Source organism: Variovorax endophyticus (assembly GCF_025376855.1).
Classification (GTDB): domain Bacteria; phylum Pseudomonadota; class Gammaproteobacteria; order Burkholderiales; family Burkholderiaceae_C; genus Variovorax.
Window position 1 is genome coordinate 42,918 of sequence record NZ_JAHUTH010000043.1, and the last position, 18,895, is coordinate 61,812.

The 18,895-nt window shown below is 65.5% G+C and carries 11 protein-coding genes; all 11 read right to left on the bottom strand.

Annotated features, from left to right (window positions below):
* Positions 1 to 66: 66 nt before the first annotated feature.
* The gene (locus KV106_RS36605) at positions 67 to 813 is read right to left on the bottom strand and encodes an ABC transporter permease (protein ID WP_261216804.1); all 747 of its coding nucleotides are present in this window, start codon (positions 811 to 813) and stop codon (positions 67 to 69) included.
* Position 814: 1 nt separating this feature from the next.
* Complete coding sequence (locus tag KV106_RS36610) at positions 815 to 2,071, bottom strand: ABC transporter substrate-binding protein (RefSeq protein WP_261216806.1); 1,257 nt, start codon at positions 2,069 to 2,071, stop codon at positions 815 to 817.
* Positions 2,068 to 2,931 (bottom strand): ABC transporter ATP-binding protein, encoded by an 864-nt coding sequence (locus tag KV106_RS36615; RefSeq protein ID WP_261216808.1) that lies wholly within the window; start codon positions 2,929 to 2,931, stop codon positions 2,068 to 2,070. Before KV106_RS36615 ends, KV106_RS36610 begins: the two co-directional genes overlap by 4 nt.
* Positions 2,928 to 4,004 carry an acyl-CoA dehydrogenase family protein gene (locus tag KV106_RS36620; protein WP_261216809.1) on the bottom strand — a complete coding sequence of 359 codons (1,077 nt, stop codon included), beginning with the start codon at positions 4,002 to 4,004 and terminating at the stop codon, positions 2,928 to 2,930. The genes KV106_RS36615 and KV106_RS36620 overlap by 4 nt, the downstream gene beginning before the upstream one ends.
* The gene (locus KV106_RS36625) at positions 3,994 to 4,578 is read right to left on the bottom strand and encodes a carboxymuconolactone decarboxylase family protein (protein WP_093345342.1); all 585 of its coding nucleotides are present in this window, start codon (positions 4,576 to 4,578) and stop codon (positions 3,994 to 3,996) included. The genes KV106_RS36620 and KV106_RS36625 overlap by 11 nt, the downstream gene beginning before the upstream one ends.
* Positions 4,579 to 4,639: 61 nt before the next feature.
* Positions 4,640 to 5,656, bottom strand: coding sequence for an AraC family transcriptional regulator (locus tag KV106_RS36630; protein WP_261216811.1), 1,017 nt, complete (start codon positions 5,654 to 5,656; stop codon positions 4,640 to 4,642).
* Positions 5,657 to 5,713: 57 nt separating this feature from the next.
* Entirely contained in the window at positions 5,714 to 7,429 is a 1,716-nt protein-coding gene (locus tag KV106_RS36635) for a response regulator (protein WP_261216813.1), read from the bottom strand.
* A gap of 10 nt (positions 7,430 to 7,439) precedes the next feature.
* Positions 7,440 to 8,930, bottom strand: coding sequence for an ATPase domain-containing protein (locus tag KV106_RS36640; protein WP_261216814.1), 1,491 nt, complete (start codon positions 8,928 to 8,930; stop codon positions 7,440 to 7,442).
* 165 nt (positions 8,931 to 9,095) lie between these two features.
* Positions 9,096 to 9,875, bottom strand: coding sequence for a sulfite exporter TauE/SafE family protein (locus tag KV106_RS36645; protein ID WP_082321650.1), 780 nt, complete (start codon positions 9,873 to 9,875; stop codon positions 9,096 to 9,098).
* A gap of 291 nt (positions 9,876 to 10,166) precedes the next feature.
* The gene (locus KV106_RS36650) at positions 10,167 to 10,496 is read right to left on the bottom strand and encodes a hypothetical protein (RefSeq protein WP_261216816.1); all 330 of its coding nucleotides are present in this window, start codon (positions 10,494 to 10,496) and stop codon (positions 10,167 to 10,169) included.
* A 22-nt stretch (positions 10,497 to 10,518) separates the two neighbouring features.
* On the bottom strand, positions 10,519 to 18,882 hold the full coding sequence (locus KV106_RS36655) for a LysM peptidoglycan-binding domain-containing protein (RefSeq protein WP_261216818.1): 8,364 nt from the start codon (positions 18,880 to 18,882) through the stop codon (positions 10,519 to 10,521).
* Positions 18,883 to 18,895: the final 13 nt, after the last annotated feature.

The following is an 18,895-nucleotide window of genomic DNA, read 5'->3' on the forward strand; positions in this document are numbered from 1 at the left end:
TCAGAAGGCTGGATTTTCCGGTTCGGTTTCCTGTTCGGTTGCCCCTGCCTGCCGCACGCGCTCCCCTCACCCATGCGTCCACCGCGCATGCAGCCACCGCGCCAACCCATCGAGCAGATAGCCCAACGCCCCGATCAGCACGATCACTGCCATCAGCTCCGAATAGGCGAGGCGGTCGCGCGTGTCGAGGATGAAGTACCCGAGCCCGGCCGACACACCGAGCATCTCGGCCGGCACCAGCACGATCCAGATGATGCCGATGGCCAGTCGCACGCCCGTGAGCAGGTGCGCGGTGATGCCCGGCAGGATCACGCGCAGCACGGTCTCGCGGCGCGTGGCCGACAGGCTGCGCGCGAGCGTGAGCCAGTGCGGGTCGAGTTGCGCCACGCCGGCCGCGGTGTTGAGCAGGATCGGCCACACGGCCGCGAAAGCCAGCAGGAAATACACCGGCAGGTCGCCCACGCCGAGCACCATCACGGCGATCGGCATCCACGACAGCGGCGAGACCATGCGCAGAAACTGGAACACCGGCGTGCTGGCCTGCGCGAAGCCGCGCCACAGCCCGGTGAGCACGCCCAGCGGCACGCCGAACACGATCGCCAGTGCGAGGCCGATGGCCACGCGCTGCAGGCTCAGCAGCGCGTGCTGCCAGATGTCGGGGCCGGCGACGAGGCGCGCGAGCGCCAGCGCCGACGGCCAGGGCGCGAAGGCCGCGGCGATAGGCGTGCGCTGCGCGAGCCAGGCGCTGCCGGCCCACCACAGCACGAGCGCCAGCGCGAGGCCGGCCAGCGGCAGTCCGAGGCGGCGGCCCACGTCAGACCGCGAGGGTCTCGCGCCGCTGGTAGTCCGGCGCCACGCCGAACACCTGCGGCCCACCCACGGCCTCGATAGCCTTGCGCACGAAGCGGTCGTCGACCAGGTCGCGCGCCACGAACTTCGGATCGAGCGCGCGCAGAAAGGCGTTCTCGCCCTCGACCCGGGTGCCCTGCACCGCGCGCACCAGCTGCTCGGTGTAGGAAGCGAAGGGATAGGGCTGGAAATCGATGCGCCGCTGGCTCCAGCCCTTGTGGCGCACCACGCCGCTGGCCTCGTAGCTCGCGTAGTCGGTGGCGGCCAGCACCTTGGCCAGAGTCTGCGGCGGATGCGGCGTGTAGCGCCGCTCGCCGGCATTCGACAGCAGCCGCGCCGCGTCGAGCCGGTTGTCGCGCGTCCACAGCTGCGCCTTGACGATCGCGTGGGTCACGCGCTGGGCCCACTCGGGCTTTTCGGCGATGTCGCGCTCGGCCAGGAAGGTGACGCAGCAGGCATGGTCCTTCCAGACATCGCCCGAGAAACGCAGCACCTTGCCCACGCCCGCGATCTCGGCCGCCGCGTTGAAGGGCTCGGCCACGATGAAGCCCGCGATCGAGCGCGCGGCCAGTGCCGAGACCATCTCGGCCGGCGCCAGCACCACGAGGTTGACTTCCTTGGGGCCCACGCCGCCGCCCGCGCCCTTGGTAACGGCGCTGAGGCCTTCGGCGCGCAGCATGTCTTGAAGCAGCACGTTGTGGATCGAATACCAGAACGGCACCGCCACGGTCTTGCCGCCGAGGTCGGAGAGCTTGCCGATCTCGGGCAGCACGGTGAGCGCCGAGCCGTTGATGTGGTTCCAGGCCACGATCCTGGCCGGGAACTTCGAGCCATAGCGCACCCACAGCGTGGCCGGCGTGAGCAGGTGGATCACGTTGACCTGGCCCGCGACGAAGGCCTCGACGATCTGCGCCCATGAACGGAACATGCGCGGCGCCTCGGCGCGCAACCCTTCCTTGTCGAACAGCCCGCGCGCATGCGCGATCAGGAGCGGCGTGGCGTCGGTGATCGGCAGATAGCCGATCTTCACGGGCTGGTCGTCGCCCTTGAAGCCTTGGGCCATCGCATCGCCGGCCGAGAGAAAGGGCGCCGCCACCGCCGCGCCGGCCAGGGCCGACAGCCGCAGCATGTCGCGCCGCGTGAGGCCGCAGTCGCAGGCGGACGAGGCGCAGACATGGGTGGCGCGCGGCGCGGCGCCGTGGGCGGGATTCGGGTCGGTCATTCGACGGGCTTTCTTTCTGGCATGCCGGGTGGCGATTCGATGGAGGAATGACGGCGCGTGGCCTGCAATGCGGCAAGGATGTCGAGCCGCAGTGCGGTGAAGGCGGCGTCATCGCTGCGCGGGCGCGGCATGTCGACGCGCCATTCGCGCACGATGCGGCCCGGCCGCTCGCCCATCAGCAGGATGCGGTCGCCGACGAGGATCGCCTCGTCGATGTCGTGCGTGACCAGCAGCGCGGCGGTGCGCCAGCGGTGCACCACATCGACCAGCAGTTCCTGCATCTCGGTGCGGGTGATGGCATCGAGCGCCGAGAAGGGTTCGTCGGCCAGCAGCAGCACCGGTTCGCGCGCGAGCGCCCGGGCCAGCGCCACGCGCTGTGCCATGCCGCCCGACAGTTGCGACGGATAGAGCCCGCCCTGCCCCGCGAGCCCCACGGCCGCGAGTGCGTCGCGCACGCGGCGTGCGCGCAGCTCGCGTTCGAGCTTTGGCTGGCGCGCGAAGTCGAGGCCGAAGCCCACGTTGCGCGCCGCATCGAGCCATGGCAGCAGGCCCGGCTGCTGGAACACCAGTGCCGCGCGCGGATGCGGTGTGCTCGAGGCCTCGCCGAGAAATCGGATCTCGCCCTGGGCATGGCCCACGCCGGGCACCTCGAGCCGCGCGAGCTGCCGCAGCAAGGTCGACTTGCCGCAGCCGCTGCCACCGAGCAGGCAGACAATCTCGCGCGGCGCGACCGCAAGCGACACGCCGCTGAAAACGGGTCGCGCCGCATCGAAGCCGAAGGCCAGATCGCGTGCCTCGAGCAACGGGTGCGGCGCGTTCGCGGCCTCGTCGAGGCCGATCTCGGCAGCCAGGGCGCTCACGATGCGGACTGCGCCGCGCGGCGCGCGAGTTCGCCACGCAGTTGCACCACGCTCGGCGTCACGATCGGCACGAACGCCACCTCGCGCCAGTGCCGCGCCAGGCTCAGCGGCTGGTCGCGGTGGTAGCCGCGGCCGCCGCTGGCCTGCAGCTCGAGCTGCACCGCGGCCTGCGCGATGTCGGCCAGCGCGAGCCGGGCGCGGAACAGCGCCTCGGGCTGGGTGCGGAAGCGGCCATCGGCGATGCCCGCATAGAGCCCGTCGACCGTGGCATCGAGCGCCTGCCGCTGTTCGACGAGCGATGCGTCGAGCACCGCGCGCCCGGCACCGCCGATCTGCGCCGCGGTCGCGAGCGCGGCGCGCGCAAGGCCGATCGACAGCCCGCACTGCAGGCCGAGGAACTCGGGCCGCGCCGTCGGCAGGAAGCGGTTGGCCTCGTCGTGGATCAGTTCGTCGGCCGCGAGTCGCGCGCCTTCGATGCGCAGCGAGGCGGTGTTGCTGCCGCGCAGCGCGATCAGGTCGAGGTCGGCGCTGCGCTCCACGCCCGCCTGCTCACTCTGCAGCGCGGCCACGAGCGGCGCGCCGCCATCGGCACGCCGCACCACCACCGCGGCCACGAAGCCCTGCGGTCGCAGGTTGGTGCACCACGGCACGCTGCCGTCGAGCCGCCAGCCGGGCGCGCCCTCCTGCCGCGTGGCCGTGATCTGCAGCGCCTCGATGCCGCCGAGGAACTTCATCGCGTTCGACAGCCCCGAGGCACCGGCCAGCGAGCCGTCGAGCAGCGCGGGCAGCCAGCGCTCGCGCAGCGCCTGGTTGGGCGACTGCAGCAGGTATTCGATGAAGACGCGCTGGCCCCAGAAGGTGAAGGCCGCCGCGAGCGAATGGCCGGCCACGGCGGCGATGGCCTCGATGGCATCGCGCGTGTCGCCGCCCTGCCCGCCGATCGCGCGCGGCACGCCCAGGCCGAACAGCTGCGCGCCCGCGAGCCGCGGCAGCACCGCGTGCGCCTGCGCGTTGTCGCTGTCGAGCGCCTCGGCCTGCGCATCGAGCCAGTGCCGGTCGGCCTCAGCCAGCATGGGCGGGCGCTGCATCGGCGCGCAGGTTCTCGGGCAGGTAGGGCTGCAGCTGCGGGTTGACCGCGCTGCCGGCCAGGCTGTTGGCGAAGTTGCACAGCGTGGCCAGGCTCACGCCGAGCACCACCTCGAGCACTTGGCGCTCGGAGAAGCCCGCGCCGCGGAAGGCGGCGAGCGCCTCGTCGCTCACCTTGCCGCGGCTCGCGATCACGGCCTCGGTGAAGGCGCGCACCGCATCGAGCCGGGCCTCGCCCGTGGCCTCGCCGCGCTGCAGCGCCACCACGGCCGATGCCGGCAGCTTCGCCTGCTTGAGCGCCGCGGCCGAATGGCCGGCCACGCAGAAGTCGCAGCCGTGGATGCGCGCGGCCGTGATCTGCAGCACCTCGCGCTCGGCCAGCGTGAGTTCGCCGCGCGCGGTGGTCTGGGCCACGCCGAGGTAGGTCTCGAGCGCCTGCGGCGAATTGGCGAGGATGCCGATCAGGTTCGGCAGGAAGCCGTTGTTGGCGGCGGCGCGCGCCACCAGCGCGCGGCTGGCTTCGGGCGCGGAGGTCTCGGTGTGCAGGGTCAGGCGTGTCATGTCGGTGCGGCTCAGGTTGTGCGGAAACTGGCACCGATTCTTCGCGGCGCGCCCGCGGGCATCAATGACCGGGCGTCTCGGATCTGTGCCGGTTCGTCTCGCCGGCGGCTTCACTGCGGTCGAGCCGGCGCGCACGCTGCCAGGCACCCGGCTGCTCGCCGATCACGCGCTTGAAGGTGCGCGAGAAGGCGGCATAGGAGTCGTAGCCCACGGCCTCGGCGGCCTGCGCGATAGACTCGCCCTGCGCCAGCTTGCGCGCCGCAATCTGCATGCGCAGCAGCTGCAGGAACTGCAGCGGCGACTGGCCGCAGGCCTCGCCGAACTGGCGGAAGAAGGCCGCGCGCGAGAGATGCACGCGCTGCGCCATGTCGGCCACGCTCCAGGGCCGCTCGGGCGACTGCAGCAGCGCCGCCAGCAAGGGCGCGAAGCCGCGCCGGCGCAGCAGCCCCCAGAAGCCGCGCGCGTTCGCGTCGCTGCGCGCCACGTGGCGCAGGCCGTAGAAGAACAGCAGGCCGGCCAGCCGGTCCATCAGCACCGAGGGCTCGGTGCCGGCGCGCAGCGCCTCGCCGCGCATCAGGTCGAACAGGGTCGCGGCCGAGGCCATCGCGAGGTCGTCGGCGCGCAGCACCAGGCAGTCGGGAAAGGACTGCGCGACCAGGTCGCGCAGCGGCCCGTCGAACGAGAAGAAGCCGCAGGCCAATGCCGTTTCGCCGAGCGCGGGGCTGGCCGACAGCGGCTGCATCGCGCGCGGCGCGCAGTCGATGCCGGGGTCGGCATAGGGCGAGAGGAAATGCGGCACGTCGCGCATCAGGAACACGCCGTCGCGCGGCGACAGCGCCACCGATTCGAGCCCCGGCCGGTGCAGCCAGCAACGGCCCTCGAGGATCAGATGGAAGCTCGCGCGCGCACGGCCCGCCGTCGAGGCGCGCCAGCGGCCGCAGTACTGGCCCACGTGGAACAGCGTGGCGTTCCATTCGAGGCTGCCGAGCAGCCAGTCGGCCACCCGGTCGGCCTGGGCGTCGAACCCGGCATCGGCCGACGGGCTGGCTGCGTCGGGAATGACGGTGAGGGAAGGCATGGGCCCGCCAGTGTGGCCGAGGCCGCGCGCGGCGCCAAAGAACGAATCGCTGTGAGCTTATGACCCGGAAACGATCCGTTCGCGCTCGTCCGCGGCCTGCGCCGTCATCCGCGCACGACCGAGCTCCGCGCTCACCGCGCCGCTGAGCGTCTCGAGGTCGAAGGGCTTGCGCAGCACGGAATGCGAACCCACCACCTTCTGCACCTCCGCCATGTCGGCATAACCGGTCGCGACCAGCACCGGCATCTGCGGATAGAGCCGGCGCGCGGCCGCCACGAGCTCGGCGCCGTTCATGCCGGGCATCAGGTAGTCGACCATCAGCAGGTCGGGCCGGCGGTGCTGCAGCTCCTGCAGGCCGCTGTGACCATCGCTGGCCTCGCGCACGGTGTACTGCAGCAGGCGCAGGCCTTCGGCGATGCCCTGGCGGACCTCGGCATCGTCCTCCACCACCAGCACCTCGCTGCGCGGATCGTCCCGCGCGGGCGCGGCGCCCTCGCGCCCGGCCGGCGATGCGGCATCCTCCACCGGCTCGGGCTGCGACAGAGGAAAGCGCAGGGTCACGGTCGCGCCCTGGCCCGGCGTGCTGCGGATCTCGGCCTGGCCGCCCGACTGGCTCGCGAAGCCGTAGACCTGGCTCAGCCCCAGCCCCGTGCCATGGCCATTGGCCTTGGTGGTGAAGAAGGGATCGAACACCTTCGAGAGCACCGCGCTCGGTATGCCGCTGCCGGTGTCCCGCACGCTCACCAGCACCTGCGGGGAACCGTCGGCCGCGCTCGCCAATGCCGTGCCGATGACCAGCTTCCCGCCCTCGGGCATCGCATCGCGCGAGTTCACCGACATGTTCAGCAGCGCCATCTCGAGTTGCGCGCCGTCGAGCATCACCCAGAGTTCGCCGGGCCAGAGCTCGAAGCTCACCCGCACCTTCGAGCCCACCGAGACCTCGATGAGCTCGCGCAGGTTGGTGACCAGCGCATTCACGCCATGCAGCCGCGGCACCAGGCTGCGCGTTCGCGCGAACGACAGCAGTTGCCCGGTCAGGCGCGAGCCGCGCGCCACCGATTCCTTCGCGCGACGCGCGTAGTCGGCCAGCTTGCCCTCGGGCGCCAGCCGCGAGATGAATTCCAGGTTGAGGTTGACCACGTGCAGCAGGTTGTTGAAGTCGTGCGCGATGCCGCCCGTGAGGCGGCCGATGGCCTCGAGCTTCTGGCCCTGCACCACGTTGGCCTGCAGCCGTTCGCGCTCGGCGATCTCGCGCATCAGCCAGTCGTTGGCGCCCGCGAGCTCGGCCGTGCGGGTCGCGATGCGCCCTTCGAGCTCGGCGTTGAGCCGCTCGACCGTGGCCTTGGCCGCCTCGATGTCGTTCAGGTGGCGGCGCGTCACGTACTGCCGCTGGCGCGCGCGCAAAGCGGAGCGCGCGGCGCTCGCGAGCGTCTCGGGATTGAGCGGCCGCTCGAGCAGCACCGAATTGCCCAGCTGCTGCAGCGAGGCCTGCGCGCTGGCCGAACGCCGCCCCGACTGGCGCATCGCCAGCACCACGAAAGGCAGGTCGGACCAGGCCGGTTGCCGCGCCAGGCAGGCGCCGAGCGCGCCGTCGAAGCCGCCCGAGAGCGACTCCTCGGTCACGATCGCCGCCGCGGCGGCAATTTCCAGTTCCGCCAGCAGCGATGCCGTGTCGGGGCAGACCAGGCAATCGATGCCCTGGCCCTCCAGCACGGCCCGGATCACCTGCGCATCCCGGCCGCGCGGCGCGAGGATCAGGATGCGGTCTTCCACGCCGCCCCTTTCATGCGGACGGCGTGGCGATATCGCTATCGCCCAGCAGCGGCTGCGTGCCGGTGTAGCGGGCCGCGCCCGACAGCACCCCCTGGAAGTCGCTCAGCGCCTTGCCGACCTCGACGCCGTGCGGCCCGAGGCGGAACTCGCGGATCGACTGCTCGTGCGCGTTGGTGCGGCTCTTGATCACCGAGATCGCCTTCAGCAGGTTGCCGCGCGCCTCGAAGTACCTGAAGTTCAGCATCGCGTCGCTCAGGTAGCTCAGGTCCACGTCGGCGCGCACCTCGCCCACGGTGCCGTGCAGCGACAGAATCAGCAGCGTGGTGAGCCCGCGCAGGTTCAGGTAGGCCAGCAGCTCGTGCATCTGCAGCACCAGGTACTTGCCGCCGGGCATGGCGTGCAGGTAGGCATTGAGGCTGTCGATCACCACCATCTGCACGCCGTCCTGCTCGACCGCCATGCGCACCGAGTGCGCGAACTGGCCCGGCGAGACCTCGGCCGGGTCCAGCGTGCGGATCGTGATGTGGCCCGAGCTCATGTAGGGCTCGACGTCGAGCCCCAGCGCCCGCGAGCGCTGCCGCAGCGTGCCCAGGCCCTCGTCGAACAGGTAATAGGCCACCTTCGCGCCGCGCCGCGCGGCCGCCACGGCGCAGCTGATCGCGGTGGTGGTCTTGCCCACGCCCGCAGGGCCCGCCAGCAGCAGGCTGCTGCCGGGTGTCAGCCCGCCGCCCAGCAGGGCGTCGAGCGCCGCGGTGCCGGTCGAGACCGAGCGCTCGTCGATCCGCTGCTCGTGTTCGCTGGCCACCAGCCGCGGAAACACCTGCAGCCCGCCGCGGTCGAGGTTGAAGTCGTGCTCGCCGCTGCGGAACTTCACGCCGCGCAGCTTCACCACGCGCAGCCGTCGCTTGTCGGCGCCATAGTCGTTGGTGTTCTGCTCCAGATGCAGCACGCCGTGCGCGATGCTGTGCAGGTGCTGGTCGCCATCGCCGCCCGAGCGGTCGTCGAGCATCAGCACGGTGCAGCCGCGCTGCGCGAAGAAGCGCTTGAGCGCGAGGATCTGGCGCCGGTAGCGCAGCGCGCTCTGGGCCAGCAGCCGCATCTCCGACAGGCTGTCGAAAACCACGCGCTGCGGCTTCTGCTCGTTGACCAGGCGCATCACGTCGCGCGTGGTCTCCCCGAGCTCGAACTCAGAGGGATGCAGCACCGTCTGCTCGGCCTCCTCGCTGAGTCCCTCGTCGCTCACCAGGTCGTAGACCTCGATGCCCTCGAGCGACCAGCCGTGCGAGGCAGCCACCTCGGCCAGTTCCTCGGAGGTTTCGGACAGCGTGACGTAGAGCCCGCGCTCGCCCGCGGCACGGCCGGCCTGCAGGAACTGCAGCGCGAGCGTGGTCTTGCCCGTGCCCGGCGTGCCCTCGACCAGGTAGAGGTGTTGCGCGGGCAGCCCGCCGCCGAGGATGTCGTCGAGGCCGGGGATGCCCGTGGAGGTGAGTGAGGATGGCATGACAGCGGGGGCGGTTTTTCTGGAAGCAAAGCCCTTTGGGGGCTCCTGCACGGATTTTCCCGTGCCGCCTGCGCCGCCAGAGGGGCGGTTCGGGCACTTCGCGTGTAAGCCGCCGCCTCGTGAAGGCGCCGCGCGGCGGCGCCGTGCCACCGCGATCGGTGGCGCTCAGCCGTGCGCGATCGCGGCCCAGGCCGCGGCGAACAGCGTCGAGCCCGCGGCAGCCAGCAGCCCGCCCACCAGCCATTTGAGCGTGCGTGGCTGCAGCCGGTTGGGCAGCCGGTGATGCAAGCGCGTGGCGGCATAGACCACCGGCATCGCGCAGGCCGCGAGCAGCGCCGCGTGCCACGAGAAGTGCCCGGTCGGCACCACGATCACGAGCCGCACCAGCGAGTTGAACGCGAACATCAGCAGCAGCGCGCGCCGCACCAGCTCGCGGTCCAGCGGCTGCCGGTACATGTGGAACACGATCGGCGGCCCCGAGCTCGAGAACAGCCCGCCGAGCACGCCCGACAGGCAGCCGACGATGGCGAAGCTCTTGCGCCCCGAGATCGCCGGCAGCGGCTTCGCCTGCAGCACCAGCAGCACCGCGCAGCCGAGGATCGACACCCCCAGCAGCGCGCGCAGCCAGTCGACCGCGCTGCCGCTGAGCCAGGTCAGCAGCATCAGCCCGACGATCACGCCCACCGTGCTGCCATTGAGCGCCGGCTTCATCAGTTGCCAGGGCACCGGGCCGGGCCGGGCGCGGAAGTAGGTCCAGGCATTGATCAGGCTCAGCACCGTGGCCGCGTTGGCCGCGTCGCTGACGCTCGCGATATGGAACACCGAGACCAGGCCGAGCAGGATCAGGCTGAAGGCGAAGCCGGTGAGGTTCTGGGCGTAGGTGGCGAGGGCGACGCAGGCCATGAAGGCCAGCACCGGGCCGGCGCTGGAGAGGAGGGCTTGCATGCGACTGCTTTCAGCGCGAGCCGTGCGCAACCGCAGTCATTGTCGAGCGGCAAAGCTGAAAGGGGAGATGGCGGTGCTTGGGCGGCGATCCAAAGGGATCTGGGATGGAAGAGGACACGAAGCGAAGCATGGGCAGCGGGAACTGCGCGATCAGAGGATGGAGGCGCGCGCCGTCAGAGCGATATCGCCGACGACACCAGCCTTTGATTATAGGTATGCCTCTCTTGCGGATCGATCACGCCGAATACACATAAGAATTACGCGCATCTTCAATCAAATTGCCAAATCAATTTAATCCTCATCAATGCGGTAGCTCACGTCTTTCATATCAAAATTCAGCAATCTCAAAAAAACCTCAATTGAACCAGTACATTTATCAACCGAATCAACCTCGATCGCAGAATAAACAGCGGTTTTTGTTTCCAAAAGAGTAGGCCGAGCCACCAAGATAAAAAAATCATCTTCATCGTTGCAAATCAAACTGACTTTTACCTCAGATATCTCATCCTTTTCATCTTCAAATCGAAGAGAATATTTTTCCTCCAGCTCCTGAAATCCAAGAGCCGTTTCAAGAAGAAATTGATTAAGATTGACACCCGCAGGTCGATCTTTTATTGACAATTGTCGATACATAAATTCAAAATCAATTTCTAATTACAGAGCGAATCACTACAATCGGCAAACCAACCATAGGCCTTCCGTCGGAATGAGTAAACTCCCTCATACCTTGTTGATAGCTCCAATTTACCTGTCCATTTAATTTGTTACTTTGCATTTTTAACGGATACGCCGTAACAAACTCCAACCCATCAACTCCGGGCGGCAAAAAGCCGCGCAGAGCGCTTGCCGATGGCACATCACCTTTATAATTTCCGCCGCCCCACAATTCATTTGTCTTGATAATATTTCTCAATTCATCCAGTGACTGGCTGCTTGATGCAACTCTACGGAATATTTTTTTAGGGTCAATGGGCCCAATGAAATTCTCGGATAACTCAGGATTTATTCTCGCCGCTTTAGGGTCAATTTCCACGCCATTATAGAAAGCTCGAACTTGCGGAGGTGATCGAAACGAATTACCAGTTGACAAGGCCTGGTCAGGCAGGAATGGATTGCCCCGAACTTCAAATCCATTCAGATAAGAGCGCGCCGCTTGCCCTAAATCTCCAGCTTTCGATATTGCTCTGTCAACCAGCCCTCGCGCAGCCTCGCCAGCACGCGTGATCGGAGCCATCCCAAGGGAGATCGCCAAGCTGGCCGCGGTGTCGCGTCGTGCTGCAAAATCGAACGCGTACATCTCCTGGCCCCCGGGAGCGACGACTTGCTCGTTCGCCATAGCCCGCAAGCTACCGATAACCCTATCAGGTTCTTCAAGCGAGAGCATTGCCATTACCCCTCCCATGGCGCCGCTGTTGGTTCGCAGTGACAAGGGGTTCACCAACGGTGCCATCACCGCGCCGAACGTCAATGCGTCTCCGTGGACCACCGAACCCGTCGCGATCTCAATTCTGCTTGGCGAATCTTTGCCGTCCGCCGGACCGGCAAGGGCTCGCCCCACCCAACCCAGCTCCCCATCCCGCATTCGCGCCACGTTTCGCAACTCGGCTGCGACATAGGTCGGGTCGTTGCTGATGTCGATCAGTAGGCTCCTTATGTCAATCAGCTTACCTTCCAGCAGCTCGACACGATTTGACCCTGTGGCGGTGACTGCCGTGGTCAGGAATCCCGTTATGGCAGCTTGTGCTTGCCCTCTAAACGAAAGACCCGGCGATCCGGCACCAAAGAGGCTTGCCGTCTCGCCACCACGAGCACCACGATTCCCTAACCACTGTTCTGTATCTTCTAAAGGCGTGCTCATGAAATCGACGAGCCGGTCGTAGACGCCATTGACACCATCGCCGCCGGCACCTGATGGTCCTCGCGCGAACATCGGAATCGCCCCGCTTTCGCCAAGTCCAAAGGTGCCCGAGCCTAGCTGTCCAAATGCGTAGCCGCGACTTGTACTGGCCGCCGCAATGGAGTCCCCCAATACATTGCCAACGGTCATGGCCGATGCGATCGCATCCCCGATGATCCCCGGCAGAGCGCGCCCGATGCCCTCTCCACGCACTGCCGCACTCACCAGTCCACCAGCCATACCTGCAGCCACTTTCTGTCCCACTACGCCCCAGTTCTCGCTCTTAGCCCAACCGCCAGTGGACGCCGACACATACCCGGCCGCTGCGCTGGCCGCCACACCGCGCCAGTCAAAGACCTTCTGCAATCCGGTGGCGATGCTCAATCCTTGAGTAGCGATATTGCCCACAGCCATACGTCCGGCAGTGGCCCAGTTCCCCGGTCCCGACATCAATCCTCCGGCTACATCGAGCAACGCGCCGGTACCTGCAGTCACGCCAGCACCCAGCGCCCCTTGCAACACGCCCTTCCAACTGAACGAGTCCTGTATACCCAATGCGATCCCAGCTGCCTGCCCCGCGATGGAGCCTGCCGCCCCACCCACAGCAGCGGCACCCAGGCTCGCCACAGTGAATCCTCCCGAGCCGCCGAGCACGGCCATGCCACCCGCAAAGCCTCCACTGCCGGCAAGGCCTGTGGCACCGAAATAGCTTCCGGCAGCCCCAGCCGTCCAGATCGTCGCCACGACGGCCACTACGATCGTGATGATCTGCCCAAACCCTCCGCACTTTTCCTTGTCCTTGCTAGGCGGCAGCAACGGAGCCGGCAACGTAGGACTCGTATCCCCCATCGCCTTGCCCGGGTCGTAAGGCCTGAAGGTGTCGCTCGTGTTGTGAACGTTCGTCACCCGGTTGGGAATGGTCAGCACCGTGTTGGCCACGAGCGCCGCCGAAGGCTGTGCGGCGAGCCCGTTGGCTTCGGCCAGCAGATACCAAAGCGTCGCATCGCCCCAGACCGCGCGCGCGACACTCTCCAGCGTATCGCCCACCTGTACCGTATAGCTGCCCGGCGCCGCCCCCGGATAACTCGCGTTGATCGGCTGGAAGTTCTCGTCGAAGTCCGCCGAATTCGTCGGCGTGAATTTCTTGTACTTGCTGTCCGGCCCCATCGATGAGCCTGGCTCGCGCGCCAACTGCTGGGCATAGTCCTCGCGCTCGGTGCCGTCATTGCCGACATTGCCGACGCGCTTGCCGTCGAAATAGAAGTACTGGTGCATGCGGTTCTTGCCGCCGCCGCTCAGACCCGACAGCAGGAAGTTGCCCCCCATGAACTCGTCGCGCTGCAGCACGCGGCCTTCGCCGTCATTCCAGTACTTGAAGGTGCGATTGCCTTGCGCATCGTTGGCCTCCTTGACGTGGCCATTGACGTCGTACACGAAGCGTGAGAAACCCGGAGCCCACAACGAACCCGCCGGCAGGCCCGAATCCCCGGCAACGACCTTGATCTCCTTCTGTTTGGCCGTGTCCCACCATTCGTAGTTGTATTGAACGATCTGGCGGCTGAACGTCGCGTTGACGGGATTCAAGGTCACGGTGTCGGTCGTCGACAGCGTGCCATCCTTCAGCCGTCCATAGACGGTGTAGCCTTGCGTGAGGTTGTCGTCCTCGCGCATGAGCATGTTGTCCTTGTCCCAGGTGCGCCGTTGGCTCTGGCGCAGGGTCTGGTTCTCGTTGAACTCCTCGTACAAGGTCACCCGCCCAGCCAGATCGTTGGTGCGCTTCGCGCGCAGCACACCGTTGATATGCATGGTCGTGAGATTACCCGAACCATCGTAGTCGTAGGTCTCGCGATGTCCGTCGTTTGCGTAAGTAGCGGCCTTGCGCTGACCCGCGTTGTCGTACTCGATGCTCACGCCGTCACCCGAGCCTCCACGCACGATCTGGCCATTGACCAGTTGACCCATGGTCACCGTGAAGCGGTTCATGCCGTCGTACAGGTACCAGTAGTCCTGCTCGGCGCGCTCGTTGCCGAGTCCGTCGGTGTACACGCTGTGTACCCTGCGCCGGTTCCCATTGGCGTCGTACTTGTACTCGATGGTGTAGCGGCCATCCTGGATCTTCGTCACACGATTCATTGCGTCGTAGTTCACCGTGGATTGCTGGAACACCATTGCTGCATCGCCCACGGTCGACTTGTAGCCCTCGAACGTGCGGTTGCCGTTGTTGTCGTACTCGAAGTAGCTCTCGCTGGACGTTCCGGCATCGATCACCTTGCGCAGGTAGCCATTCGCGTAATAGCTGTAGGTGATGTTCTGTCCAGAGGTGCCGATCTGCGTAGCGATCAGTCCTGACCAGTTGTAGCTGTAGGTGAACTGGTGGCCGCCCTGGTCCTGCTTCCACATCAGCCGTCCGAACACGTCGTTCTTCAACGTCTGCACCCGAATCTCGGTCGCCGAGATATCGCTCGTGGTGGTATAGACCCAGCCACCGGTGTTCACCCCGCCCACCGACTTGATCGTGTTGTCGTAGGTATAGGCGTAGCTAACCACGCGCCCTTCCGCGGAGACGTAGCGCGACACGCGGCCCATGCTGTCGTAGTAGGTGCGTTCGCGGAAGCCCAGTGCGTTCTTATGTGCAATACGTTGACCCAACGCGTCGTACTCGTAAAAGTCGACGGCTCGGCCAACACCCGCCGTGACTGGGCGCTCCACTTTCTCGAGGCGATTGTTCAGGTCGTAGCTGTTGTTCGTGACCCTGCCAATCTCGTCGGTCACCGTGCGCAGGTTGCCGAAGATGTCGTAGGCCTTGCGGATCGCAATCGATCCGCCCGTGGTGGATGGGTGCCATTCGGCCACGGTCTGACCGACGGCATCGAGCACGAGCGTGCTCTGGTTGCCATTGGCATCGCGCTTGCCCACCAATTGGCCGTTGAGGTTGTAGCTGTAGTGCTCGGTCGGCCTGACAGAATCAACTTGACCATCGGCCCGGGTGATCTCCGTGAGTGGCCCGCGCTTGTCGGTGAGCTGGCCCAGCGCGTTGTAAACGAGTTCGGTGACGTTCGTTCTGCCATCGGTTTCGGTGATCACCTGTCCGAAGGCGTCGTAGCTCTGGCGCCGCTGGATCTGCCAGTGGCTGTTGATCTCCGAGGGCTGGCCAGGGACGTTGGGGCCTCCAACCACGTTGGGGATGACCCACTGGATATGTGCGTTGGCAGGGTTGTTGGCAACGTTCTCCGGCCGGAAGTAGCCCTCGCCGCTACCGACGATCACGCCGGCGGCGTTGTAGACGTCGTAGAGATATTCGTACTCCTTGTCTGCTTTCAGGCCCGCGCCAGTGGCGTCCCACTTGAATTTTCCCGCAGGCGTACGAGTAGCCTCGACCTCAAGAAAATCGAAGTTTTTTTGCCCGATTACAAATTGGTCAGGCTCAACAGGGACTACCGTTGTGTATGTTGTCTTCGTCGCAGTAAAAAGCTTTACCCCACGCTGATCAAAAGAATAAAGATCAATTGGACTTCCTTTCCCGGCGAAATTTGTTCGCCAGTTTACTCGGGCAAAAGTAGTTATATTAAACGCCTGATACTCCCCATTTCCAAGATCGAATAGCGAATAATTTTCTCCGACAATTCTTAGCAAGCATGCCTGATGCTCCTCCTCTGTCATTGGGGGAAGATCGGTGATAATCCCATTGATATTCGTTGGGTCAAATTGCCAAGTCCAATGCTGGTATTTTGCCGGGGCCTTTCCCAGAACAATCGGGGCAGCATTCGGATAGCCTGAAATTTCGTCCTCAGGGATCGTCACCGTTTGTGTGTTTGCGACTTGATATGGCGCAGCGATTGCTTTTCCGTAAATTTTTCTTCCGAGAGCATCGACACCGATAACCGGAGCTGAATATCCATTTCCGAATATCGCCGTTCCATCTGAGTTGACTCCCAAAATCACGGGAGGCCCATACACAGGCACCGGCTGCCCCGCCGCTCCTTTCTCTCGATATCGCACCTTCAGCGTTTGCCCCGTCGCAATGCCAGGATCGAAGGTCAACACCTGCGGCACGCTGCTTCCTGACAGCCATGCCGACGAAGTTCCGCTCAGAGCACCGACCTTGATGTTCCCCGCAGCTTCGGTGACCTTGAAGCCATCCGAATCCCTGGCCACGAAGGTGATCTCGTACCCGTAGACCTTGAGGGCATCCGGAATCAATCCAGCAGCCTGTGTATCCCAGATCCACTCGGTAGAGCCCGCCGGACGGGTCAAAGTGATGGAACCCGTTGGCTGGCCCGGCACCCCGAACACTGGCTTGTAATTCACCGTCAACGTCGCCGCAGTGGTGGGAATACCCTGAAACTTGATGGTCGAAGGCAGGTCACTCACGCGCTGCATGGAGTAGGTCGAATTGCCACGATTGACCGTGCCTCGCTGCGTTTCGATCACCGCACCGCTGCTATCAAGCAATTCGATCTTGACATCGCGATCACCGGTATCGAACCACACCTCGAAGCGCCCTCTGCCCGCAGGTGAACGCTCCGAAACGCTATAAGCGCCAGTGCTACCTTGAGGGCGCTGATACACCCGAATGGACGCCGGCTCCCCACCGCCGGAAGTGCGCAGGCCCGAGAAATGCGTCCAACCATCGGTTTTGAAGACTGGCTTCGGCTCTGCGACCCAAGAGCTCACTCCATTGGGGGGCGACCACCGAATCGTGTCCCGCCGCAGAACGCTGCCATCCGAACGCGTGACGACCAACAGCAGGTCCGTGGATCCCCAGCCGTCCAGCCGGGTCATCAACCAGCCGTCGATCCCCACGTTGTTGAGGCTGGAACCTCCTTCGCCGGCCCTGAATACCGGCAGCGACTGATCGTAGGGACCGTTCGAACCCGGTGCGCGATGGTAGAGCTGCACAGTGGCATCGCTGGGAATCTCTCCCTCGGACAAGCGCAGATAGTTTCCTGACGGAACGTTCGCAATCCCTCCAACGAAGAGCAGCGTAGACAGGTTTGTCGTTCCCGCCAGCACTTGTTTGTTGCCGGCCGTGACGGCATAGAGCGACACCGACGTGCTATCGAGCCTCGTCTGCCAGTGAGTCCCCAGGTCGAAGAGCCACTTCGGCCATCCGCCACCGCCAGGGGCTGCCCGCTCGATGGGTGCCGCGCCATTGGGCCCCTGCACCACGATCTTCCACGCCGAGATGTTTCCGTACAGCGCCTGATAGGCCGCCTCCATCTCGGCCGTTCCGAACGCGACACCATTGAAGTCGAAGACGTTGACAAAGCCCTCCCCCACATCGACGTTGTGCCGATAGCCCCCCATGGCCATCATCACCCCGGGCGTCATCTGCGCCCCTCTGGCAACTTGGTCGGTTCGGATCGGGCCCAGGATCGATGACGTGGCGCCTCCGCTCACCGACGACCCGATGGTGAGGTTCAGCCCGCCGTACTGCCCCGAATCCACAGTCAGCGGCGTGGCCATGAGCACCAGGTTCGGCCGGCTGGCATTGACCTTGGGCTGCGTGACGCTGATGGCCTGGTTGCGCTTGTCGTAGGCGGTAATGGTCTGCAGGATGCTGGTACCGCCGAAAGCGGCGTTGATCACATCAGTGATCGTGCCCTTGGCCCGCAGGTCCTCGGTCTGCGACTGCAGCAGCAGCGTGGCATTGCCGGCCAGGTCGTACATCCACGCCTTGTTGATGCCATCCTGCGAATTGGTGCGCCACAGCCGCCCCGCGTTGTCGTAGTCGTAGTATTCCTGCGCCGCACCCGCGGTGTTGCCCGAGCCGGTCTTCTTGCTCGCGATCTGCCCGTAGGCGTTGTAGGTCGTCGATACCGACTTGGAGATGTCGTAGACCGGTGCGTTGGCCGCGTCGCGCGAGCCCGTGAAGCGACTGATCTCGCGATTGTCCGCGTCGTAGCCGATGCTCACGATCTCCTTGATCAACAAGCCCTCGGTATCCTTGCGATCGACCAGTTGGGCGGTGGTGTTGCCATTGGCGTCGCGCCCGTATGTGAAGGTCTCGTTCTTGGCCGTGATCATCGAGGTACGTACGCCCGTCGCGTCGTAGCCGTAGCGCACGATCTGATCGTCGGTTTCCACCGCGTTGTCGGTGCCGCGACGGATCTCCCGACGCAGGTTGTTCAGGCCGTCGTATTCATACTCGGTGGTCTGACGCACCTGGACGTTGATTTCGTTGGCCGCGGCGGGCTTCTGCTGCTTGATCAAGCGCCCCAGCACGTCGTATTCCAGATCGGTGCGCTGGTTCAGCGCGTCGATCACCGAGTTCTGGTTACCCATCGCGTCGTAGCCGTAGCGCTTGGTCGATGCGGCGGAGGTTTCGCTCAGTGCGCCGTTGTTGGCGTTGACGCCGCCGTAGAACACCGCCAAGCGCGACTCGCTGAGCATGCGGCCGTTCTTGTCATAGGTGTACTCGGTCACGCGGTTGGCCGAGGAGGTCTGCTCCGGGACCTTGGCCAGCACTGTGCTCATCAGGGTGCTCTCACTGACCAGCGTCATGTCCGCGATGGCCTTGGCATAACGCGTTTCGCGGAAGATCGCGCCATTGGTGTCGCGCTCCCATCGTACTGCGTAGCCCAGCGGATCGACCTCTAGCACCTTCTGGCCGAGCTTGTCGTACCAGGTGTAGACCAGTGCACCCGCACCGTTCCTCTGGCGCACCACCTGACCGTTGGCGTTGTAGCTGGTCTCCTGCACCACATCGCCCTGGCCGTATTCGTACTGGCCGGTCGCGTCATTGCGCGAGCCGAAGTAGACGCCCGAGATGGTGGTCGTCACCACGCGGTTGTTCGCATCGACCTTGTAAGTGGTCTTGCGCAGGTTGTTCGCGTTGATCGGCGTGGGCTGCGTGTCGCCCGCAGTCAGTGCCACGCGGTCGCCGTACACCCGCAACGCCAGCACATTGCCCGCGCTGTCGTACTCCCAGGTGCTCAGCGTCCCGGTAGCACTCACCTCCGCCACCTTGCGCCCATTGGAGTCGAACCAGCTGCGCGTGCGCCCCCCATTGGCATCCACCGCGATGATCAGGTTGCCGCTCGCGTCGTAGGTGTTCGTACGCGTGGGCGCCGCCGTGGTCCAGCCGCCCGCGGCGGTGTAGACGCTCACCGAGGCCAGGCGC

Coding starts and splice junctions, on each gene's coding strand:
- KV106_RS36610 (WP_261216806.1), bottom strand. CDS start 2,071: ATGACCGACCCGAATCCCGCCCACGGCGCCGCGCCGCGCGCCACCCAT.
- KV106_RS36620 (WP_261216809.1), bottom strand. CDS start 4,004: ATGCTGGCTGAGGCCGACCGGCACTGGCTCGATGCGCAGGCCGAGGCG.
- KV106_RS36625 (WP_093345342.1), bottom strand. CDS start 4,578: ATGACACGCCTGACCCTGCACACCGAGACCTCCGCGCCCGAAGCCAGC.
- KV106_RS36630 (WP_261216811.1), bottom strand. CDS start 5,656: ATGCCTTCCCTCACCGTCATTCCCGACGCAGCCAGCCCGTCGGCCGAT.
- KV106_RS36640 (WP_261216814.1), bottom strand. CDS start 8,930: ATGCCATCCTCACTCACCTCCACGGGCATCCCCGGCCTCGACGACATC.
- KV106_RS36645 (WP_082321650.1), bottom strand. CDS start 9,875: ATGCAAGCCCTCCTCTCCAGCGCCGGCCCGGTGCTGGCCTTCATGGCC.